Genomic DNA, 20,330 nt, shown 5'->3' with positions numbered 1-20,330 from the left:
ATCGCGGGCGCAGCACGCGGCGCTGTTCCTCTCCCATCATGCCGAAGGACGTGCTTCATGACGGCACGGGCGCCTGCGTGACGGCCGCAAGAAAATCCGCGGCGAGCGTGTCGGCGATGTCGGTTGCCGAGACGCTCTGAAGGCCCTTCCAGGCCGGGTTCGAGTTGATCTCGAGCACCATCAGGCGACCCGACTGGTCGCGGATGAGATCGACGCCCGCATAGTCGGCCCCGACGACCGCCGCGGCCGCGAGTGCGAGCCGGCTCATGTCGTCGCAGGGATCGTGGGCGACGGGCTCGGCGCCCTGGTGCACGTTCGTGATCCACGTTTTCCCCCGACGCACCATCGCCGACAGCACGCGTCCGGCGCAGACGAACACGCGCCAGTCCTCGAACAGCGTGGCATCGGGCGCGCGGATGTAATGCTGCATGTAGTAGACGTGCCCCACGTCCTCGGGCGGCGGCAGCTCGTCGGCGCTGTGAGCGCGGCGCACGCCATTGCCCTGGCTGCCGAACAGGGGCTTCAGCACGAACGGCCGCGGATCGGCGTCGAGATGAGCATGCGCGCGCGTCCGCGTCTCGACGACGCGCGTCGGCGGCGTCGGCAACCCGGCCTTCTGGAACAGGAACGTCGCCGTCGATTTGTCGACGCAGCGTTCGATGCTGCGCGCGTCGTTCCAGACGCGCACGCCGCTCTCGCGCAGCGCGTGCAGGATGCCGAGCCGGAACGTGATCTGCTCGAGCGTTCCCGTCGAGACGGAGCGCACGAACACGCCGTCAGGCAGCAGGCCGTCGAAGCCGGGGATATCCATGCCGCAGGGCGACGACGTGTCGAACGCGCACGCGCTGAGCGTCGTCGTCACCACGCGGGCGCCACGCGCCTCCATCGCCTTTCGCAGGCGGCGGGCATGCCAGTCGCCCGCGCCGTCCTCGACGAACAGCGCGATGCGCGGTCCGCGCGGGGTAGCATCGCCGAGATCCGTTGTTGTGACTGGCTTGTTCATGCCTTCCGTTCCGCGACGCCTTTTCACCTCTTCCGTCATGCATGGACGGGGAGAGGTGAAGCACCTTGACGACTACCGGAAGCTCGCATCGACGATGTCGGGGGCGAGCTGGCCGGCCTGGAACGAGGAGCCGGTGTCGAGGTTCGAGACCGTCACCACCGCCGGGCTGAACAGCGAGCCGTCGATCTTGTAGAAATCTCCGGCGACGGCCGCGAAGATCTCCGCAAACGGCTGGCCGTACTGCGCGCAGGTGCTCGAGGGCAGCGCGATGGCGAGCTTCTCGGCCTCCGCATCGCTGCCGCGCACGAAGAGCTGGATGCGCCCGCCGTAGATGATGGCGTCGTTGGTGCGTCCCATCGCCTTGACGAAATCCGGGATCGGCGGCGCGATCGGCGCCACGCCGTAGCCGTCGACGATGTTGTTGAGGTCGAAGTGCAGCGTGTGCGCCTTGTGCAGCGACACTTCGAGCACGCGTGCCGCGATCTGCACGGTGCCGGCGAGGCTGCCGGTCGGTGCGTAGAGCACGGTGAGGTCCGCCGTCTTGATCCCGCATGCGGCGGCGACCTTGGCGGCCACGACCGATGGCGGCGCGTTGTCGCCCTCGATCACGAGCGCGCCCGTATGGTGACGATCGACATAACCGAGCTCCTTGTAGAGCTCCTCGACGCGCGAAAGCGCGCGGGCGGGTCCCGAGCCGAGCGCGAAGAACCCGGACTCGTCGGTGATCGTCCAGCCCGCGTACTGGCTGCCCAGGCACGCGACGACCGGGTTCGACGAATGCACGACGACGCCGAGAGGCCAGCGCTCGAGCCCGGACGACGACGTGATCGCTACGGTTCCGAGCCCGCCCATGCAGATCTCACCGAGCCGCCGCCCTGCCTCGAGGCCGCCCGGCACCGAGGCGCCGAGGTCGACGCGCCGCTCGCCGGCTTCGCCTGTCGTCACGGAGCAGCGCAGCGCCTGCGCATTGGCAACCAGGTCGTCAACCAGCTTTCCTGCGCGCGCGTTGACGCTCGGCGCGAAGGCTTGAGTGCTGCTCATGGGCGAGCTCCTTGTTCGTTTGACGTGTCATACAATAAAGTTTCGAGCCTCCCCAGGCGCTCCGCACAGACGGCCTGGACTGCGTCGATGTCGTCTCCCTCGGCGAGCACGGTGGCGAGCGGCTGGCCGGCGCCGATGAGGCTGCCCGGCCGCGGCCGGTCCAGAGCCCAGTCCGGCCAGTCCACCGTGCCGATCGTGAGCGGGCCTCGGTCTGCGTAGAGGAAGGCCGCCGCGCGGGCAACGGGGGGATGCCAGTCGGACGCCACGAGGGCGGCCGGATCGCCCCCTTGCGAGGCCGCGACATGGGCCTTGAACAGGGTGCCCGCCGCGTCGTCGAATACGTCGAGCGTCGCCCCCGGACGCGGGTTGACCTCGAGGAGCGACGGGGTGCCGTCGTCGACCAGGTAGTCGAGCGACACGAGGCCCTTGAGCTTGAGGGCATCAGTCACGGCAAGCGACATCTCGATGAGGCGCGCTTCGAGGTCCGCCTCGAGCGGCAGCGAGCCGGCCGCGCCGCCGTACCGGAACGGCCGCCGGGGAAACGGGCTCGTCCATTGGCGGCTCGCGGCGAACGCGGCGCTCGTCTCCGAGACGAGTCCCAGGAGTGAGATCGGCTCGCCCGCGATCTGCCGCTGGAAGTAGCGCCGCGGGTCGGGGCGCGGCTTGGCGGGGCAGCGATGGATGTGCAGCCCGCCGCTTCCCCCGATGCGCTTCATGAGCCAGTCCTCGCAGGCGGCCGGCGCATTGAGCTCGGTTTGCGGATGCGGGATGCCGAGTTCGTCGAGCGCGCCGAAAAGCTGCCGCGGATCCTTGGCGCGTCGGATCGTCTCCGCGTCGTTGCCGATGAGCGTGAAGCGGTCGGCAAGCTTCGCGACGAGGCGCGGATTGCATTCGAAGCCGGACCCCAGCACGAGCCCGATGGGAGGCGAGGGAGCATCCGCGGCGAGGCTTTCGAGCGCGGCCATGAGCGGCCGCGCCGTGAATCCGACCTGGACGCGCGCCGGCAGGCACCGCGAGGCGTCCGCGAGGGCTTCCGTATCGAGGTCCCCGAAGCAGTCGACGACCAGCGGCCGGTAGCCGGCACGCCGCGCGGACGCGGCCAGCGCCCGCGCGGAGAAGGCGGCGATGAGGACGGTTTCGCCCGTCAAGCCGTGAGCTGGCGGGCCAGCGCGAAGGCGTGCCGGAAGTCGAGCGCCAGGGGCTCGCTCGAGCTCAGCATCTGCTTGAAGAGGCCGGACTCCGTCTTGTACTTGATGTCGCCGATGGCGAGCGGGCCGACGCCGAGCGCATTGCAGCCGGGCAGCGGCGCGCCGTCCATGAACAGCTCCATGCCGTCGACGCCCGGCGGCGGCACGGCATTGACGTCGGCGACGACCAGGAGGTTCTTGGCGACCTCCTTCTCTTCCTTCGAGATCACCTGCACGCCGGCAGCCGCTGCGGCGAAGACGACGTCGGCGTTCGCGACGATGTCGCGCTTCTGCTCGGGCGTCTCGCCGGGGACCGGCTCGAGGTCGACGCCGAACCGCTCCTTGGAGACGTTCGCCGACTTGATGACGCGGTCGACGCCGCGGTGTGCGACGAGCCGCACCTCGGCCCCTTCGAGGGCGGCGATGATCGACGACGCGAAGCCGACGACGCCCGTCGCGCCGAATACGGCGACCTTCGTGCCCTTCCAGCCGCGGCCGAACTTGAACTTCAGCACGCGCTCGACGCAGGCGACCATCGCTGCGGCCGTGGTGAACGAGCCGGCGGGATCGGCGAAGACCGAGAGCTGGAACGGCGGCACCATGGCAGTGCGCGCTGCTTCCAGCATGTCGAGCGCGAGGATGGCGTCCTTGCCGCCGATGAACACGCCCGTGCGCACGCCGTAATCCGGCGGACGCGAGAAGATCGCGTCCTGCACGAGTGCGGTCGTCTCGTCGAGAGTGACATTGATGTAGGGGACGATGACCTTGTAGCCGGCGTCGGCCGCCATGTTCACGTCGAACGGGCTCATGTGCTTCTGCGGCGAAAGCATGTGCAGAATTGGCGTAGCGTCACTCATCTCGGTCGTCTCCCGTTCACGTATGGCCTTGCTGCTTCGGATTTTCGAGCACCGGCGGGGCCTTCAGCAATCCTCAATCGTGGCGCCGGCATTGCGCCCGCGGACGATTGAGATCTCGAGGCCCCTCGCTTTAGCCTCTTCGACTAAAGAATGATAGAGGCCCTCTGCCACATCGCTTGACGGCACGAAACCGAAGCCTGTCGGCCCCCATGAGGTCTGCCCGATCCCGGTCGCGCCCAAGGCTGCGGCACGGTCGAGTAGATCTCCCACGGCGGGCGACGTCCAGGGGCTGCCGCCTTGGGCCGTGGAGAAATGATCTCCGAGGATTCTCTGGATCTCGGTTAACGCCGCGCCGAAAGCTCCGAGATCCGCTTCCTGAAGACCCGGCACGAGCTGCATGAGCACGAGGCGGCAGACGCGGTCGGCCAGGGCCTCGGGCAGCGGCGGCAGCACGGCGAAAGCCTGTGCCTCCCGGTCGCCGTGGGCGCCTTGCGCGCGGGCGTCGAGCACGAGCAGCGCCCGCCAGGCGTCGGGGAACGGCGTCTGGATCATCACCGGAGGCGGTCGGTCGATGGCGCCGCGCCCTCCGTCGACGATGAAGCCGCCGGCTTCGAATGCCGCCATTCCGATCGCTGAGCGCGCGCCCCGTCCTGAGAGATCGCCGACCTGCTTCGGCGCGAGCGAAAGCCCTTCGAGGCGCATCAGTGCGAAACCGATGGCGAGCGCGAGCTGCGTGCCCGACCCGAGCCCGGCGTGGGGCGGAATGGCGCGCGTGACCTCGACACGGTACTGGCCCGCCAGTCCGAGCGCGCTCCGGCAACGCTCGAGGACGGCGCGCACGCGCTCGGGCTCCGGCCCTGCGACCGAGGTCGCGCGGGCCTTCCACACGACGACGTCCGTGCTCGGCTGATCGAGCGCCAGCCCGATCGATCCGTAGCGCCGGCCGAGGCTGCCGTTGAGGTCGAGGAAGCCCAGGTGCAGGCGCGCGGGTGCTAGGACGCGGCAGCCTTGAACCGGGGGAGCATCGTGCATTGTCGGGGGCGTCCTTGGAGGGTCTGTCGCCGATTGCGTCGGCAGGGGCCGGAGATTAGGTTCTGGACCGGAACCTATTTGTCCACGAAAGGCGAGGAGAGAGCAATATGAGCACCCGTGACAAAGCACTTTCTGATGCCGAGGTCACCGCCTGGCTTGCTGCGAACCTCCCGCACTGGCGCCTCGAGGACGGCTGGATCCGCCGCACATACAAGACGACGGGCTGGAAGGGCACCCTGATGGTCATCAACACCATCGGCCATCTCGCCGAGGCGGCCTGGCACCACCCGGACATCACCGCATCCTATGCTTGGGTCGAGGTCCGCCTCGTCACGCACTCCGCCAAGGGCATCACCGGAAAGGACCTGGCGCTCGCGAAGAAGATCGAGGAGGTCGTGCATTGGCAGCCTGCGGGCGAGGACAACGAGCTCGAAGGCACGCCGACCGGCGACATGCGCTTCGCCTACATCAAGTATGACTGAATGCGCCAGGCGGCCGACGTCCCCGGATCCCGGCCTGCGCCGGGATGACGTTTTGGCAGGTGGACGGCGCGTGCCCATAGTCAGCGTCACACCCGCGAAGGCCGGTGACCAGATACGTATGAAATTCCTGCAGTGTGGCCAGTCATGACATCGGCTGACACAGCACCGGCCTTCGACGCGCTGATCGGGCTCGGCTCGAACATGGGCGACAAGGCCGCCAACATCGCCCATGCGATCGCGCTCCTGACGGAGAAGGGCGACATTCGCCTCATTGCAGAGTCGCGCCTTTACCGCACGGCCCCCTGGGGCGTGAAGGATCAGGACTGGTTCGTCAACGCCTGTATTGCGGTGGCGACGGACCTCGCGCCCCGCGATCTGCTCGCGCGCTGTCTCTCCGTCGAGAACGACATGAAGCGCGTCCGCAAGGAGCGCTGGGGGCCGCGCGTCATCGACGTCGACGTGCTGACCTGCAGGGACGCCACGATGGACGATCCCGATCTCACGCTGCCCCACCCGCGCATCACCGAGCGCGCCTTCGTGCTCGTGCCGTTGATGGACATCGCACCCGGTGTCGAGATCGCGGGGCATGTCCCGGCATATTGGCTGGCCCGGCTCGATGCGAACGAGGTTGTGCCGCTCGAGGAGAGCACAAAATGAAAAACGCCGCGGATGGCTGCCATCCGCGGCGTGATATTCGATTGAGCGGTGCGGCGCTTACTGCTTGCACTGCGCCTTGATGAAGGCCAGCAGGTTGGCGCGGTCTTCCTCGCTCTTCACGCCGGCCGGAAAGATCATCTTGTTGCCCTTCACGACCGCATCATCTTTCTCGAACCACTTGAGAAGATGCTCGTCGTCCCAGGTAATGCCGGAGTTCTTCAGGGCGTCAGAGTAGGCGAAGCCTTCAGCGTGATGACCGGCCTGCGATCCGGCAACGCACTGAAGATTCGGTCCGAGGCCGTTCTTGGCGTCGGGGCCGATCTGATGGCAGGCCGCGCACTTCTTGAACACTGCAGCGCCAGCCTCGGCGTCCTGCGCCGACGCAGTGAAAGGCACGACGACAATGGCGGCAGCCGCCAGAACCCACTTGAGCATCCTTGATCCTCCGAAGTCTTTCTCGAAACCCAGGCCCGCCGCTCGGTCTCCCAACATCCTGGCAGGCGTCGCATACTGGCAAGTTTTGCCTGAACCGGGTGTGAACACGATGCCGCACCCGGGCTCATGACTAACCTGTACTTGACGGATAGGTTTCGCTCAAGAGACGTTATGGCTCTGCGGCGTCTTTGCTGCGCCGCCTATGCGCCGGTATTTGAACTCCGGTACGTTGGGGTTGTGGCTTTCGACCTCGGCCACCGCCTGCCATTGGGCGTGCAGTGACGAGAGCGAGCAGGCCGGGTCCGTATTGGCGGCATCGCCCGTGAGCGCGAACGCCTGGCAGCGGCAGCCGCCGTAATCGATCTCCTTGCGCGGGCAACTCCGGCAAGGCTCCTTCATCCAGCTCGTTCCGCGGTAGGCTTGGAACGCCTCGCCGTTGAGCCAGATGTCGGCCAGGGGGCGCTCCTTGATCGTGTCGAAAGTGAGCGTCTTGATCGACTCGGCGGCATGGCAGGGCAGCACCCTGCCCGACGGCGTGACGTTGACGATCCCGCGCGCCCAGCCGCCCATGCAGGGCTTCGGGAACTTTGCGTAATAGTCCGGCACGATGGCGTCGATGACGATCACGCCCTTGTACTTTTCGCGCGCCTCCTCGACCTGCTTGGCGGCCGTGAAAAAAGCCTCCTTGGTCGGCATCAGCGCCGCGCGGTTCATGAGCGCCCAGGCGTAATACTGCACGTGCGCGATCTCCACGCGGCCCGCACCCATCTCGACCGCGAAGTCGATGATGCGCCCCACGTTGTGGATGTTCTGGCGGTGGATCGGCGCGTTGATGGTGAGGGGAAGGCCGAGCTCCCTGACCCAGCCGGCAACCTCGATCTTCTTCTTCATGCCGCCCTTGTAGGCGGCGATGCGGTCCGCGTTCTCGGCATCCACGTCCTGGATCGAGAGCTGCACATGGTCGAGCCCCACCTCGACGAGCTTGGCGAGGCGCTCGCGCGTGAGCGTCACGCCGGCCGTGATGAGATTGGTGTAGAGGCCGACCTCGGCCGCCACCTTGACGATGTCCTCGAGATCCTTGCGCGCTGTCGGCTCGCCGCCGGAGAGATGGATCTGCAGCACGCCGAGCTTCGCGGCCTGACGCATGACGTCCTGCCACTCGGCGGTGGTGAGCTCGACGTTGACGCGCTCGAGCTCTACCGGGTTCGAGCAGTAGGGGCACTGCAACGGACAGCGGTGCGTCAGCTCGCACAGCATGCCAATGGGCGCACGCGCGCAGAGGGCCGGGTCGGGGCCGGGATCCACGGCGGGCGCGCCGTCTGGCGAGCGCGCGCACATGGGCATCGCGGATTCGGTAACGTGGGTCGGTGCGATCTCGTTCATGGTCGCTCCTGTCCTGCTCAGGCCTTCACCAGCACGCCTTTGTCGGTAAGGTCCTGGAGCATGGCCAAAATATCGGTTGTCACAACGTCAAGTGGGGCTTGGTACTGCTGACACAAGGTTTCCGCGACCGAGTTCACGGAACGTTGTCCGTCGAGGAGCTTGAGCACCTCGACCGCCGTGTCGTCGGGGTTGAAGACACGCTCCGGCGCCAGAATGATCCAGCGGCCGCGCCCCTCGTCGTGCCGAAGCTTGATGTGCCTGGGCAGTGCCAGCACCGTGTCTCCGGCGACGATCAGCCGGGTGGGTGCACTGCGAGGCTCGGACGTCTCAGCCATTGAGCGTCTCCGGGTTGAAGGCGCCGGGCGGGATGGCGCCGGGCGCGACATACGCATGGTACAGCGCGTCGAGCTGCGCCCAAAGCACGTTGCACTTGAAGCGGACGGCCGCGACGCAGGCATCCTGCTCGGCGCGCGTCTGCGCATGCGTCTTGATGTAGGTCAGCGCGTAGTCCGCGTCGAACGGCGCCTGCACGAGGCGCTTCTTGAAGTACGCCATTACCGTGTCGTCGATGAAGTCGTAGTTCTCGAGCATGCCCGCGATCCGCTCCTTGTGGATCTTGGGCGCGAACAGCTCCGTCAGCGACGAGGCGACGGCGACGACGAGCGGCTCCTCGCGCACGAAGCGCACATAGGCTTCGACGGCGAAGCGCGTCGCGGGAAGCGCCCCCTCCATGCTCTCCACGTAGGCGCGGTCGAGGCCGAGGCCGTCCGTCAGCACGAGCCAGCGCTCGATGCCGCCTGGGTCCTCGCCATGTCCGTCGTGCTCGAGCACGCGGTGGATCCAGTCGCGGCGGAGCTGGCGGTCGAACACGCGACTGACGAAGGCGGCGTCCTTGCGCGGCACGGCCGACTGATAGCAGTAGCGGTTGAGCGCCCACGCCGCGACCTGCCCTTTGCTGAGCTTGCCGCCGTGCAGGAGCTTATGGAAGGAATGCTTGTCGTGATAGCGCTCGGCGCCGACGGCCCGGATGGCGGCCTCGAATTCGTCCGGGCTCCAAAGGGCGCCCGCATCGCTCCCAGTCCGGCGCTCGCTCATAGGCGGATCTCCATTCCGTCGAGGCCGACCTCCCAGCCGGCGGCTTCCGTTGCGCGGCGCTCGGGTGAATTCTCGTCGAGCACCGGGTTCGAGTTGTTGATGTGCACGTAGATCTTGCGCTTGACGCCGAGCGGCGCGAGCGCGTCGATGGACCCCTCCGGCCCCGAGATGGAGATGTGCCCCATGCGCTGGCCGGTCTTCTGCATGAGCCCCTGGCGGATCATCTCCTCGTCCGTGTAGAGCGTGCCGTCGAAGAAGACGAGGGCCGCACCCTTGAGCCGGGCCGCGAGCTCAGGATCGACCACGGCGCATCCCGGCACGTAGAAGAAGCTCTTTCCGCTGGCGGGCGCGGAGACCTTGAGCCCGATCGCATCGCCCTCGCGGCTGCCGTAGTTGTCGGAGGAGGCGCCGCTCTCGAGGTAGAGCGCGATCTTCCCCGGCACGGCGAAGGCTTCGACGACGAGCCCGGTGTCGCGGCCGCCACCTTCGATCGGCGTCGCCGTCCCGAGCGGCAGCTCGCGGCGCGGCACGACGGAGGAGTCGAGCACGTTGAACACGGAGTTGTCCGCAAGCGTCGCGAGCACGCGCGCCGAGCCGTAGACCGAGAACGGCTGCAGCTCGCGCAGGTTCAGCAGCCCGGCGATGAAATCGACGTCGCCGCCCGTGAGCACGGCAGCCTTGACCGGGCTGTTGCGCAGGCCGCCATCCGCCCGGGCACCGAGTTCGGGGGTCTCATTGATCTGCTGGCGCAGATCCGGCGCCGTGTTGAGCAGCACCCAGTCGGACCCGTTCGCGGAGACCGCGAGCGAGCATTGCGTCCGGGCGCGGAACCCGGGCTTGCCGGCTCTGACGTCCGCACAGTTGCGGCAACTACAGTTCCACTGCGGAAAGCCGCCGCCAGCAGCTGCCCCCAGGATCCTGATCAGCATGACTCTTTTCGCTTTTTTGCGGCGAGCCTCGCCGAAAGCGGCGCCGCGCACAGTTCATTGGCCGGAGGCCGTAGGTTCAGTGGCCGTAGGCCACAAGTCCCATGGCCGGAGGCCGGAAACAACGACGGCGGCCGAAGCCTCGACCGCCGCGTCAGAAACTGCTCAAATGCGTTGCAGGCGGATCGGTTAGATGATGTCGATCTCGGCCGGCAGATACGAGGTAACCTCGAGGCCGACTTCCTGCTCACGGACTGCGGGCTTGGTCCAGGTCTTCATGGTGTAAGTCCTCCTAAGCGTTCGACACGCTGCTATCCCGTGAGGAGCGCCCCGCCGAGGGTCCCCTTTTGAGATCGTCAGTTCTCGTCTTGACCGCTTCAATCAGCGGATCGATGCGAATTTGTCAAGCGCGATGACCTTGCGAAAGAGGTAACCACACTCGGCATTTCGAGAGAAGTAACAGTGCGTCACGACTTCGTGTGACGAGGCGCGGTGCGACGCGGAAGGGCCTCGCGGCCGGTCGCCCGAGGGTCCGGGAGCATGGGCAGGCGGAGACGGCTGGGTGCGGTGCGAAAACGGGATGCGGGTCAAGCCCCGCGAAGCCTCGCAAATACGGTCGTTTTAAAGTGTCATTTGCAATGAATATCTATTTTTCCGATAATGATCGGAACAATATTGCGATCTAAGGGGGATCGATCTTAAAGTAATGGAATATCATTCTACATTGGTGTATGTCGGGCCTGTATCAGGATCGGGCTGCGTTGCGTGCTGTATCGAGGGTGCCGTATTGAGGGCCGGGAGGGCGTTTCGCCGGACGGTCACGCGTGCGGCAGGCCCGGAGGCAATGGAAGAGGAGCGGGGTGACAGCGGTGCCGTTTTTGCCGAAGAATGCGCCGTTTACGGCCGAGGACATCAATGTGCTGAACCAGCTCGTTCAGCGCTCGACCCCGCTGCAGCGGAGCTGGCTGTCGGGGTTCCTGGCCGGGCTCGACGCGGCGCAGGGAACGCAGGGTGCCGTCGCCGCCGCGCCGCAGCAGGCTGCGCGTCCGCGCCAGCCGCTCACCATTCTTTACGGCAGTGAGTCCGGCAACACGGAGACCCTGGCTCTCAAGGCCAAGAAGCTCGCCGCCAAGCTCAACTATGATGCCAAGGTCGTGGATATGGCGGATGCGGATCTCGCCGCCGTCGCCAAATCGAAGAACCTCATCGTCTACATTTCGACCTGGGGCGAGGGCGACCCTCCGCAGCGCGCGGCCGATTTCTACGCCGCCCTGATGGCCGAGGGCGCCCCGCGCTTCGAGGGCGTGCGCTTTGCCGTGCTCGCGCTCGGCGATACGGCCTACGTCAATTTCTGCCAGACTGGCCGCCTGATCGACGCGCGTATCGAGGCGCTGGGCGGCGCCCGCGCCGCCGACCGCCAGGATCTCGACCTCGACTTCCAGAAGGCCGCCGCCGCCTGGACCGACAAGGCCCTGGAGGTGTTCGCGCCCGCCGATGCGGCGCCGGCCAACACGGTCGTGCACGTCGATTTCAAGGGCGCGCCTGCGGCCGAGGACGACGACGAGCCGCGCTTCACCGCCGAGAACCCGATCGAGGCCGAGATCGCCGCGCTGATCAACCTGAACGGCACCGGCTCGACGCGCGAGACCTGGCACGCCGAGTTCGCCGTCGGCGACCCGGGCTTCGTCTACAAGCCCGGCGACGCCATCGGCCTCTATCCGGAGAACGATCCCGCCCTCGCCGAGGACCTGCTCAAGGCCGTGGGCCTCGCCGGCGACGATGCCTTGAAGCAGAAGCTCGTCACGAGCTTCGACATTACGACACTCTCGCGCCCGGCGGTGGATGGCTACGCCAAGCTCACGGGCCGCAAGGATGTCGCGGCCCTGCTGGAGGACGGCGGGCTTGCGACGTTCGCGGCCGACCGCCAGTTGGTCGATCTCTTCGAGAGCTTCCCGGAGAAGCTCTCCGCGGATCAGCTCACGAAGCTGCTGCGTCCGCTGCCGGGACGGCTCTATTCCGTCGCCTCGAGCCTCAAGGCCCATGCCGGCGAAGCCCACCTCCTGGTCGGGGCGGTGCGCTGGACCTCTCACGGCCGCGCGCGCAACGGCGTCACCTCGACCTTTCTTGCCGACCGCTGCAAGGTGGGCGGCAACGCCCGCATCTACGTCAAGCCCAACAAGCACTTCGGCCTGCCCGCCGACGGCGACCGCCCGATCGTCATGATCGGCGCCGGCACGGGCGTTGCGCCCTATCGCGGCTTCATCGAGGAGCGCGCCGAGGCCGGAGACAAGGGCAAGAGCTGGCTGTTCTTCGGCGAGCGCAATTTCTCGTACGACTTCCTCTATCAGCTCGAATGGCAGGATCACCTGGCCTCCGGCACGCTGTCGCGCATCGACGTCGCCTTCTCGCGCGATCAGCCGGAGAAGATCTACGTCCAGCATCGGCTCTGGGAGCGGCGCGCGGAGCTCCTGCGGTGGATCGACGACGGCGCCCACGTCTACGTGTGCGGCGACGAGAAGGGCATGGCCAAGGACGTCGATACGACGCTCGTCAGGATCCTCGCCGAGGCCGCCAAAGGCGACGAGGAGGCAGGCCGCGCCCGGCTCAAGGAGCTGACCAAGGCCGGCCGCTATCAACGCGATGTTTATTAGGCAGTGAGGCAGTAAGTGAACGACTGCCGCCCACTGCCTCACTGCCTGGAAACCCAATGACCGACAAACGCTCCAAAAACGAGTTCCTCAAGGAAGCGAGCCGCTACCTGCGCGGCACCATCGCCGACGGCCTCACGCACGTCGAGACCGGTGCCATCGCCGAGGACGATACCCAGCTCCTGAAGTTCCACGGCTCCTACATGCAGGACAACCGCGACGTGCGCGGCGAGCGGACCAAGAAGAAGCTCGAGAAGGCGTTCAGCTTCATGATCCGCCTGCGCATTCCGGGCGGTCTCGTCACGTCGTCCCAGTGGCGCCAGCTCGACGACGTGGCGACCACCTACGCCAACGGCTCGCTGCGCGTCACGACGCGCGCCACATTCCAGTTCCACGAGGTGATCAAGTCGAACCTCAAGCGCACGATGCAGGCCATCAACGCGGCGGAGTTCGACACCCGTGCGGCCTGCGGCGACGTGAATCGCGGCGTCATGGCGGCGGCCAACCCCCATCTTTCGTCGACGCACCGCACCGCTTACGAGCTGGCGCGTCGCGCGAGCAATCACTTCATTCCCCGCTCGGGCGCCTATCACGAGATCTGGCTTGCCGGCGAGCAGGTGAAGGATGTTTCGCGCCCGGCCGATGAGGACCAGGAGCCGATCTACGGACGCTTCTACCTGCCGCGTAAGTTCAAGATCGTGTTCGCCGTGCCGCCGGTGAACGACGTCGACGTGCTCGCCCATGACCTCGGCTTCATCGCCGTCGTCGAGAACGGCGAGCTCACCGGCTGGACCGTCACCGTCGGCGGCGGTATGGGCATGACCCACGGCGAGACGCGCACCTTCCCGCGCACCGGCGACGTGATGGGCTTCTGCACGACCGATGAGGTGATCGAGGTCGCCGAGGCGATCCTCACCGTACAGCGCGACTGGGGCAACCGCGAGAACCGCGCCCGCGCGCGCCTGAAGTACACCATCGAGGACCGCGGGCTCGCGCCCTTCCGCGCCGAGGTCGAGCGCCGGCTCGGGCGCCCGCTCACGGAGGCCCGCCCGTTCCACTTCACGTCCATGGGCGATCAGATCGGCTGGCGCCAGGGCGCGGACAAGAAATGGCACCTGACGCTGTTCGTCGAGAACGGGCGCGTCAAGGACGTGCCGGGGCGCGCGTTGCGTACCGCGCTACGCGAGATCGCCGATGCGGGCGGCGTCGATTTCGTGCTGACCGGCAACCAGAACGTCATCATCGCCAACGTGGCCGCGCGCCAGAAGGCGAAGATCGAGGCGGTCCTGAACACGCACGGCGTCGAGGTCGCCGCCACGTCGGGCCTGCGCCGCAACTCGATCGCCTGCGTTGCGCTGCCGACCTGCGGTCTTGCGCTGGCCGAGAGCGAGCGCTTCCTGCCGGAGCTCATCACAGCGCTCGAGGGTTCGCTCGACAAGGCAGGCCTGCGCGACGACGACATCGTCATCCGCATGACGGGCTGCCCCAACGGCTGCGGCCGTCCTTACCTCGCCGAGATCGGCCTCGTCGGCCGCGGGCCCGGCCTCTACAACCTCTACCTCGGCGCGGCGCACGACGGCACGCGGATGAACAAGCTCTACGCGCAGGATGTCGGCAAGGCGCGCATCGTCGAGCTCGTCGAGCCGCTGCTGATCCGCTACGCGAAGGAGCGCCAGGAGGGCGAGCACTTCGGCGATTTCGTTATCCGCGCCGGCGTCGTGAAGCCCACACGCGGCGGCAACTCCTTCCACGACGACGTGACACTCGTCTGACCCTGTGCGGGCGGCGATACGCGCTCAGCGGCCGGCGAGCTTCGATGCCATGATGGCGATGGTGCGCTGGTAGACCCCGGCGCGGTTCCAGTCCTTGATCACGGCGTAGTTGGTGGAGCCCGGCTCCCACGACTGGCCGGCCTTCCAGCCGTGGCCCTTCAGGAAGTTGGCGGTGGAGGCGAGGACGTCTGGCACGCTGTGGATCAGGTCCTTGCGGCCGTCGCCGTCGAAGTCCACGGCAAAGCGGACGTAGGGCGTCGGCAGGAACTGTGTCTGGCCGATCTCGCCGGCCCAGCCGCCGCGCAGCTCCTCCGGGCGCATGTGCGCATTGTCGATGATGCGCAGCGCGTCCATGAGCTGGCCGGTGAAGAACGCCGAGCGGCGGCAGTCGTAGGCGAGGGTCGCGACCGAGCGGATGATCGAGAACTTACCGCTGGTGTCGGCACCGAAGTTGGTCTCGAGGCCCCAGATGGCGACGACGATCTCGCGCGGCACGCCGAACTGGCGCTCGACGCGATCGAGCGTTGCCCGGTGCGTCTTCAGGCGGGCCCGCGCGCGGGTGATCAGCGCCGTGCCGACGCGGCGGGCGTAAAACTGCTCGAAGGAGAGCTTGAAGGATTTCTGGTTGCGGTCGAGGCGGACAATGCGCGCGTCGTACGTGATGCCGTCGAGGCCGGCGCCGATGGCGTGCTGCGAGAGGCCCTGGGCGGCGGCCTGCCTCTTGAAATTCGCGAGCCACGGGCCGAAGCCGGCGCCGGACGAGCCGCACGAGGCGGCGTGAGCGGCGGTGGAAAGCGTAACGGGAAGCACGAGCGCAAGCGTCGCAAGCACTCGGATCGTGGCGCTGTTAATCATATTTTCGTGGTCCCTGACTTTTGCGGGACGTTAGCGGGCGTTCCGGCATTCGGGAAGGCATCGAAGCGCGGCACTTTCTCCGGTCGGCGCTGTTACGGGGAGACGATGATGTCCTTCAGGCGGCGCCTCTGCGCGCCAGCGGCGTCGAAATTCGCAGGATCGAGCCACTCCTCGTAAGCGCGCTTCAGGTTCGGCCATTCGCTATCGATGATCGAATACCAAGCCGTATCGCGGCTCTCGCCCTTGACGATCATATGCTGGCGGAAGAGGCCTTCCGGCTGGAATCCGAACCGCTCCGCTGCACGTTTCGAAGCCGCGTTGCGGTCGTTGCACTTCCATTCCCAGCGGCGATAGCCGAGATCCTCGAACGCGTGCCGCAGGAACAGATAGTGCGCCTCCGTCGCCGCCGGCTTACGCGCGACGGCCGGGCCCCAATGGATGTGGCCGATCTCCATGCATCCATGCGATGGCTCGATGCGCAGAAAGGACTGCCATCCGGCGGCCTTGCCCGACGCCTTGACGATGACGGCGAAGTAAAGAGGATCTTCGCTCGCCTGCGCCATCTCGAGCCACTTCTGAAAGGTCTCCCGGCTCTCGGGAGGCGTTTCCTTCAGGTAGCGGAAACGTTCGGCGGCATCGGGCCGGGTCGAGATCTCGAACAGGCCGTCGCCGTGGCGCTGGGCGTCGAGCGGCTCCAGACGCGTGTAGCGGCCGTCGAGTGGTTTGCGCGCCGGGCGCGGTCGTGGAACCCAAGCCCGCGGATCCGCGATTGCGACCATCTCTTTCAGCTCCGGCCGGTGAAGTTGAACTCGGCGCCCGAGCGGATGCCGGTCGGCCAGCGAGCGGTGACGGTCTTGATGCGGGTATAGAAGCGCACGCCCTCGGGGCCGTAGATGGCGTGGTCGCCGAACAGCGAGCGCTTCCAGCCGCCGAAGGAATGATAGGCCACCGGAACGGGGATCGGCACGTTGATGCCGACCATGCCGACCTCGATGCGGTCGGCGAAGGTGCGCGCCGTGTCGCCGTCACGCGTGAAAATGGCGGTGCCGTTGCCGTACTCGTGGCTGTTCACGAGGTCGGCGGCTTCATCATAGCTCTCGGTGCGGACGACAGAAAGCACGGGCCCGAAGATCTCCTGCTTGTAGATCGTCATGTCGCGCGTCACCCGGTCGAACAGTGTGCCGCCGAGAAAATAGCCGTTCTCGTAGCCCTGCAGCACGAGGCCGCGTCCGTCCACCACCAGCTCGGCGCCCTCTTTGACGCCAAGGCCGATCAGGTCCGTGATGCGGCGCTTGGCGTCCGCCGTCACGACGGGGCCCATCTCGGACTAGGGATCGGTGGCCGGCGCGACCTTGAGCGCACGCACGCGCGGCGCCAGCGCCTCGACGAGCTGGTCGGCTGTCTTCCTGCCCACGGGAACGGCGACCGAGATCGCCATGCAGCGCTCGCCGGCCGAGCCGTAGCCGGCGCCCATCAGCGCATCGACGGCCTTGTCCATGTCGGCGTCGGGCATGACGATCATGTGGTTCTTGGCGCCGCCGAGCGCCTGCACGCGCTTGCCCGCCGCGGCGCCGCGCGCATAGACGTATTCCGCGATCGGCGTAGAGCCGACGAAGCTCACGGCGCGGACGTCGGGATGGTCGAGCAGCGCGTCGACGGCGGTCTTGTCGCCGTGCACGACGTTGAGCACGCCGTCGGGGAAGCCGGCCTCCTGGAACAGCTCCCAGATCAGCATAGGCGCCGAGGGATCGCGCTCGGAGGGCTTCAGCACGAAGGTGTTGCCGCAGGCGACGGCGACCGGGAACATCCACATCGGCACCATGGCCGGGAAGTTGAACGGCGTGATCCCGGCGACGACGCCGAGCGGCTGGCGGTCGGACCAGCTATCGATGTCGGGCCCGATGTTGCGACTGTACTCGCCCTTCACGAGATGCGGGATGCCGCAAGCGAAATCGACGACCTCGAGGCCACGCTGCACCTCGCCGAGGGCGTCGGGATGCGTCTTGCCGTGCTCGGACGAGATGGCGCGCGCGATCGCGTCGGCGTTCTTCTGCAAGAGATCCTTGAAGCGGAACATCGGCGCGACGCGCTTCATGGGCGGTGTCGTGCCCCAGGTGACGGACGCGGCTTGCGCGGCGGTGACGGCCGCGTTCACCTCGTCCACGGTCGAGAGCGGCAGGCGCGCGGTCGCCTCGCCGGTCGCGGGATTGGTGACGTCGGTCATGCGCTCGGAGCGCGACGTGATCGTCTTGCCGCCGTAGGCGTTCTCGATGGTGCGCATGGGGGAAGCCTTTTCAGTCGGCGTCCCGGAGGACGGCGGTGAAGATGTCGAAGAGCTCATCGATCTGGCTCTCCCCGATGATGAGCGGCGGCGAGAGCGCGATGATATCGCCAGTCTGGCGCACGAGCAGGCCCCTCTCGAAGCACTCGACGAAGCGATCGTAGGCGCGCGCGCTCGGCGCGTCGGGCTTCGGCGCGAACTCGACGGCGCCGATGAGGCCGATGTTGCGGATGTCGATGACGTGCGGCAGCCCGCGGAGCGCGTGGAGGCGCTCCTCCCAGTAGGGGGCGAGCTTGGCGGCGCGCGTGAGGAGCAGCTCCTCGTGATAGGTGTCGAGCGTCGCGAGGCAGGCGGCGGCCGCCATCGGATGGCCGGAGTACGTGTAGCCGTGGAAGAGGTCGATGACGTTCTCCGGGCCGGCCATGAAGGCGTCGTGGATGCGCGAGGTCACGAACACGGCGCCCATGGGGATGGTGCCGTTGGTGACGCCCTTCGCCGTCGTGATAATGTCGGGCGAGACATCGAAGTAATCGGCGCCGAACGGCGTGCCGAGACGGCCGTAGCCCGTGATCACCTCGTCGAAGATCAGCAGGATGTCGTGTTTCGCGGCGATGGCAGCGAGACGTTTCAGATAGCCCTTGGGCGGGATCAGCACGCCGGTCGAGCAGGCGACGGGCTCGACGATGACGGCGGCGATGGTGGAGGCGTCGTGCAGCGCGACGAGGCGCTCGAGGTCGTCGGCGAGCTCCGCGCCGTGCTCGGGCTCGCCCTTCGAAAAGGCGTTGCGCGCAAGGTCGTGCGTATGGCGCAGGTGGTCGACGCCCGAAACGAGCGCGCCGAACTGCTTCCTGTTATTGCCGATGCCACCGACGGACGTGCCGCCAAAGTTGACGCCGTGATAGCCGCGCTCGCGGCCGATGAGGCGGACTTTCGATCCGTTGCCCCTGGCGCGATGATAGGCGATCGCGATCTTGAGCGCGCTGTCGACCGATTCGGAGCCCGAGTTGGTGAAGAAGACGTGGTCGAAGCCCTTCGGCGCTACGTTAACGAGGCGGGACGCGGCCTCGAACGCCTTCGGGTGCCCCATCTGGAAGGTGCCGACGAAGTCGAGCTCGGCGGCCTGCTTCTGGATCGCTTCGACGATCCGTGGGCGGCAGTGTCCGGCGTTGACGCACCAGAGGCCGGACGTGCCGTCGAGCACCTTGCGGCCGTCCTGCGTGAAGTAGTGCATATCCTTGGCGGCGGCCAAAAGGCGCGGCGCCGTCTTGAACTGCCGGTTCGCCGTGAACGGCATGAAGAACGCTTCGAGGTCGTTGGTCTTGAGCTGCACGGTCATGGCGCGTTTCTCGTGGACTCTTTCATATCTTTGCGCGAAGTGCGCGGATCGGCGCTGCGGCGGCGTGTCTGGACTCCGGCCTTCGCCGGAGTGACGAATTATTGGTGGCGATCCGATTGTCCGATTTCAACGTCATCCCGGCATCATGGCGAAGCCATGCTCCGCATGACTTGCCAGGATCCAGACACGTCGAGGGTTGCAATGCGATGCTTTCATTCTGTCTCAGAGCCTCTCATGTTGCGAGCCGTCATTGAAGTTTGGCGACGGCGTCGGTGAGGCTCGCCTCGAAGAGGTCCATGCCTTCCTTGACGATCTCGTCGCTGGCGGTCAAGGGCGGCAGGAAGCGGATGACGTTGCCGGAGGTCCCGCACGAGAGCAGGATCAGGCCGCGCGCGTTGCCGGCCTTCAGGACCTCCGCGGTGAGCTCCGGCGCGGGCTCGCCGCTCGTCACGTCCTTCACGAACTCGACGGCGCACATGGCGCCGAGGCCGCGCACGTCGCCGATGCAGGCGAGGTTCGAGCGGGAGGCCAGCTCCCGGCAGCGGCTCCGGATGATCTCGCCGATGGCGTCGGCGCGCGCGCAGAGGTTCTCCTCGGCGATGATGTCGAGCACGGTGTGGGCGGCCGCGCAGGCGACGGGATTTCCGGCGTAGGTGCCGCCGAGGCCGCCCGGTGCGGCCGCGTCCATGACCTCGGCGCGCCCGACGATGGCCGACAGCGGAAAGCCGCCGGCTAATCCCTTGGCGAGCGTCACGACATCCGCCGTCACACCCATGTGCTCGAGCGCGAACATCTTTCCGGTGCGGGCGAACCCGGTCTGGATCTCGTCGGCGATGAGAAGGATGCCGTGCGCGTCGCAGAGCGCGCGGAGCGCCTGCATGAAGTCGGCCGGCGCGATGTTGAAGCCGCCTTCGCCCTGCACCGGCTCGATGATGATGCCGGCGATGCTCGAGGGGTCGGCCTGGTGCTTGAAGAGGGCGTTGAGGGCCTTGATGCTCTCGGCGGCGGACGTGCCGTGGTAGAGGTTCGGGAAGGCGACGTTGTAGATGTCGGACGGGAAGGGGCCGAAGCCCTTCTTGTAGGGCACGGCCTTTCCGGTCAGCGCCATGCCCATGTGCGTGCGGCCATGGAAGCCGCCCGAGAACGAGACGATGCCGGGCCGGCCGCTGAACGCGCGCGCGACCTTGACCGCGTTCTCGACCGCCTCGGCGCCGGTGGAGGCGAGCATGGTCTTGGCGGGACCCGAGACCGGCGCGATGGCGTTGAGGCGCTCGGCCAGCGAGACGTAGTTCTCGTGCGGCGTCACCTGGAAGCAGACGTGGCTGAAGTCCTCGAGCTGC

At 67.1% G+C, this 20,330-nt stretch carries 19 protein-coding genes and 1 pseudogene; 4 read left to right on the top strand and 16 right to left on the bottom strand.

The window, feature by feature from the left end; translation table 11 throughout:
- Positions 1-55: 55 nt before the first annotated feature.
- The 5 genes from V7082_RS10870 to V7082_RS10850 form a co-directional block, all read right to left on the bottom strand.
- Positions 56-1,003: an ATP-grasp domain-containing protein gene (locus V7082_RS10870; protein ID WP_334148412.1), complete on the bottom strand. Its 948-nt coding sequence runs from the start codon at positions 1,001-1,003 to the stop codon at positions 56-58.
- Between the two features lie 72 nt (positions 1,004-1,075).
- A complete protein-coding gene (gene mch, locus V7082_RS10865; protein WP_334148411.1) occupies positions 1,076-2,044 on the bottom strand; it encodes a methenyltetrahydromethanopterin cyclohydrolase in 969 nt (322 codons plus the stop codon).
- Entirely contained in the window at positions 2,041-3,192 is a 1,152-nt protein-coding gene (locus V7082_RS10860) for an ATP-grasp domain-containing protein (RefSeq protein ID WP_334148410.1), read from the bottom strand. The genes mch and V7082_RS10860 overlap by 4 nt, the downstream gene beginning before the upstream one ends.
- On the bottom strand, positions 3,189-4,088 hold the full coding sequence (locus tag V7082_RS10855) for an NAD(P)-dependent methylenetetrahydromethanopterin dehydrogenase (protein WP_334148408.1): 900 nt from the start codon (positions 4,086-4,088) through the stop codon (positions 3,189-3,191). The genes V7082_RS10860 and V7082_RS10855 overlap by 4 nt, the downstream gene beginning before the upstream one ends.
- Before the next feature lie 63 nt (positions 4,089-4,151).
- The gene (locus V7082_RS10850; RefSeq protein WP_334148406.1) at positions 4,152-5,120 is read right to left on the bottom strand and encodes a beta-ribofuranosylaminobenzene 5'-phosphate synthase family protein; all 969 of its coding nucleotides are present in this window, start codon (positions 5,118-5,120) and stop codon (positions 4,152-4,154) included.
- A 107-nt stretch (positions 5,121-5,227) separates the two neighbouring features.
- Between V7082_RS10850 and V7082_RS10845 the strand changes: the two genes are divergently transcribed.
- Complete coding sequence (locus V7082_RS10845) at positions 5,228-5,602, top strand: 4a-hydroxytetrahydrobiopterin dehydratase (RefSeq protein ID WP_334148404.1); 375 nt, start codon at positions 5,228-5,230, stop codon at positions 5,600-5,602.
- A gap of 144 nt (positions 5,603-5,746) precedes the next feature.
- Positions 5,747-6,259 carry a 2-amino-4-hydroxy-6-hydroxymethyldihydropteridine diphosphokinase gene (gene folK, locus V7082_RS10840; protein WP_334148402.1) on the top strand — a complete coding sequence of 171 codons (513 nt, stop codon included), beginning with the start codon at positions 5,747-5,749 and terminating at the stop codon, positions 6,257-6,259.
- A 57-nt stretch (positions 6,260-6,316) separates the two neighbouring features.
- Here the strand turns inward: folK and V7082_RS10835 are convergent, their stop codons facing one another.
- The 6 genes from V7082_RS10835 to pqqA form a co-directional block, all read right to left on the bottom strand.
- A complete protein-coding gene (locus V7082_RS10835; protein WP_334148401.1) occupies positions 6,317-6,694 on the bottom strand; it encodes a c-type cytochrome in 378 nt (125 codons plus the stop codon).
- A 159-nt stretch (positions 6,695-6,853) separates the two neighbouring features.
- Complete coding sequence (gene pqqE, locus V7082_RS10830; RefSeq protein ID WP_334148399.1) at positions 6,854-8,077, bottom strand: pyrroloquinoline quinone biosynthesis protein PqqE; 1,224 nt, start codon at positions 8,075-8,077, stop codon at positions 6,854-6,856.
- A gap of 17 nt (positions 8,078-8,094) precedes the next feature.
- Positions 8,095-8,412 (bottom strand): pyrroloquinoline quinone biosynthesis peptide chaperone PqqD, encoded by a 318-nt coding sequence (gene pqqD / locus V7082_RS10825; RefSeq protein ID WP_334148397.1) that lies wholly within the window; start codon positions 8,410-8,412, stop codon positions 8,095-8,097.
- A complete protein-coding gene (pqqC, locus tag V7082_RS10820; protein WP_334148395.1) occupies positions 8,405-9,172 on the bottom strand; it encodes a pyrroloquinoline-quinone synthase PqqC in 768 nt (255 codons plus the stop codon). Before pqqC ends, pqqD begins: the two co-directional genes overlap by 8 nt.
- A complete protein-coding gene (gene pqqB / locus V7082_RS10815) occupies positions 9,169-10,101 on the bottom strand; it encodes a pyrroloquinoline quinone biosynthesis protein PqqB (protein ID WP_334148393.1) in 933 nt (310 codons plus the stop codon). Before pqqB ends, pqqC begins: the two co-directional genes overlap by 4 nt.
- Before the next feature lie 186 nt (positions 10,102-10,287).
- Positions 10,288-10,377, bottom strand: coding sequence for a pyrroloquinoline quinone precursor peptide PqqA (pqqA, locus tag V7082_RS10810; RefSeq protein ID WP_020086280.1), 90 nt, complete (start codon positions 10,375-10,377; stop codon positions 10,288-10,290).
- A gap of 581 nt (positions 10,378-10,958) precedes the next feature.
- Here pqqA and V7082_RS10805 point away from each other — a divergent pair.
- A complete protein-coding gene (locus V7082_RS10805; RefSeq protein ID WP_334148388.1) occupies positions 10,959-12,749 on the top strand; it encodes a diflavin oxidoreductase in 1,791 nt (596 codons plus the stop codon).
- 56 nt (positions 12,750-12,805) lie between these two features.
- A complete protein-coding gene (locus V7082_RS10800; RefSeq protein WP_334148385.1) occupies positions 12,806-14,518 on the top strand; it encodes an NADPH-dependent assimilatory sulfite reductase hemoprotein subunit in 1,713 nt (570 codons plus the stop codon).
- 24 nt (positions 14,519-14,542) lie between these two features.
- On the opposite strand, the gene V7082_RS10795 is transcribed toward V7082_RS10800, so the two are convergent.
- The 5 genes and pseudogenes from V7082_RS10795 to V7082_RS10775 form a co-directional block, all read right to left on the bottom strand.
- The gene (locus tag V7082_RS10795; protein WP_334148384.1) at positions 14,543-15,373 is read right to left on the bottom strand and encodes a lytic murein transglycosylase; all 831 of its coding nucleotides are present in this window, start codon (positions 15,371-15,373) and stop codon (positions 14,543-14,545) included.
- 92 nt (positions 15,374-15,465) lie between these two features.
- Positions 15,466-16,152, bottom strand: coding sequence for a GNAT family N-acetyltransferase (locus V7082_RS10790; protein WP_334148383.1), 687 nt, complete (start codon positions 16,150-16,152; stop codon positions 15,466-15,468).
- Between the two features lie 5 nt (positions 16,153-16,157).
- Positions 16,158-17,654: pseudogene (locus tag V7082_RS10785) on the bottom strand (CoA-acylating methylmalonate-semialdehyde dehydrogenase).
- Between the two features lie 13 nt (positions 17,655-17,667).
- Positions 17,668-18,990, bottom strand: coding sequence for an aspartate aminotransferase family protein (locus V7082_RS10780; RefSeq protein ID WP_334148381.1), 1,323 nt, complete (start codon positions 18,988-18,990; stop codon positions 17,668-17,670).
- A 247-nt stretch (positions 18,991-19,237) separates the two neighbouring features.
- Positions 19,238-20,330: aspartate aminotransferase family protein (locus V7082_RS10775; protein ID WP_334148379.1), on the bottom strand; the 1,093-nt coding region annotated here is incomplete at its 5' end.

It is taken from the genome of Hyphomicrobium sp., from assembly GCF_036833075.1.
Classification (GTDB): Bacteria; Pseudomonadota; Alphaproteobacteria; order Rhizobiales; family Hyphomicrobiaceae; genus Hyphomicrobium_C.
Note: the sequence above shows the minus strand (reverse complement) of the source record. Positions and strands in the feature narration are given on the sequence as shown.

Bases quoted from the DNA above. Each gene is read 5' to 3' on its own strand.
- pqqC (WP_334148395.1), bottom strand. From the start codon at position 9,172: ATGAGCGAGCGCCGGACTGGGAGCGATGCGGGCGCCCTTTGGAGCCCG.
- V7082_RS10790 (WP_334148383.1), bottom strand. From the start codon at position 16,152: ATGGTCGCAATCGCGGATCCGCGGGCTTGGGTTCCACGACCGCGCCCG.
- V7082_RS10850 (WP_334148406.1), bottom strand. From the start codon at position 5,120: ATGCACGATGCTCCCCCGGTTCAAGGCTGCCGCGTCCTAGCACCCGCG.
- pqqE (WP_334148399.1), bottom strand. From the start codon at position 8,077: ATGAACGAGATCGCACCGACCCACGTTACCGAATCCGCGATGCCCATG.
- V7082_RS10835 (WP_334148401.1), bottom strand. From the start codon at position 6,694: ATGCTCAAGTGGGTTCTGGCGGCTGCCGCCATTGTCGTCGTGCCTTTC.
- V7082_RS10855 (WP_334148408.1), bottom strand. From the start codon at position 4,088: ATGAGTGACGCTACGCCAATTCTGCACATGCTTTCGCCGCAGAAGCAC.
- pqqA (WP_020086280.1), bottom strand. From the start codon at position 10,377: ATGAAGACCTGGACCAAGCCCGCAGTCCGTGAGCAGGAAGTCGGCCTC.
- V7082_RS10845 (WP_334148404.1), top strand. From the start codon at position 5,228: ATGAGCACCCGTGACAAAGCACTTTCTGATGCCGAGGTCACCGCCTGG.
- V7082_RS10870 (WP_334148412.1), bottom strand. From the start codon at position 1,003: ATGAACAAGCCAGTCACAACAACGGATCTCGGCGATGCTACCCCGCGC.
- V7082_RS10800 (WP_334148385.1), top strand. From the start codon at position 12,806: ATGACCGACAAACGCTCCAAAAACGAGTTCCTCAAGGAAGCGAGCCGC.
- pqqD (WP_334148397.1), bottom strand. From the start codon at position 8,412: ATGGCTGAGACGTCCGAGCCTCGCAGTGCACCCACCCGGCTGATCGTC.
- mch (WP_334148411.1), bottom strand. From the start codon at position 2,044: ATGAGCAGCACTCAAGCCTTCGCGCCGAGCGTCAACGCGCGCGCAGGA.
- V7082_RS10795 (WP_334148384.1), bottom strand. From the start codon at position 15,373: ATGATTAACAGCGCCACGATCCGAGTGCTTGCGACGCTTGCGCTCGTG.
- folK (WP_334148402.1), top strand. From the start codon at position 5,747: ATGACATCGGCTGACACAGCACCGGCCTTCGACGCGCTGATCGGGCTC.
- V7082_RS10780 (WP_334148381.1), bottom strand. From the start codon at position 18,990: ATGACCGTGCAGCTCAAGACCAACGACCTCGAAGCGTTCTTCATGCCG.
- pqqB (WP_334148393.1), bottom strand. From the start codon at position 10,101: ATGCTGATCAGGATCCTGGGGGCAGCTGCTGGCGGCGGCTTTCCGCAG.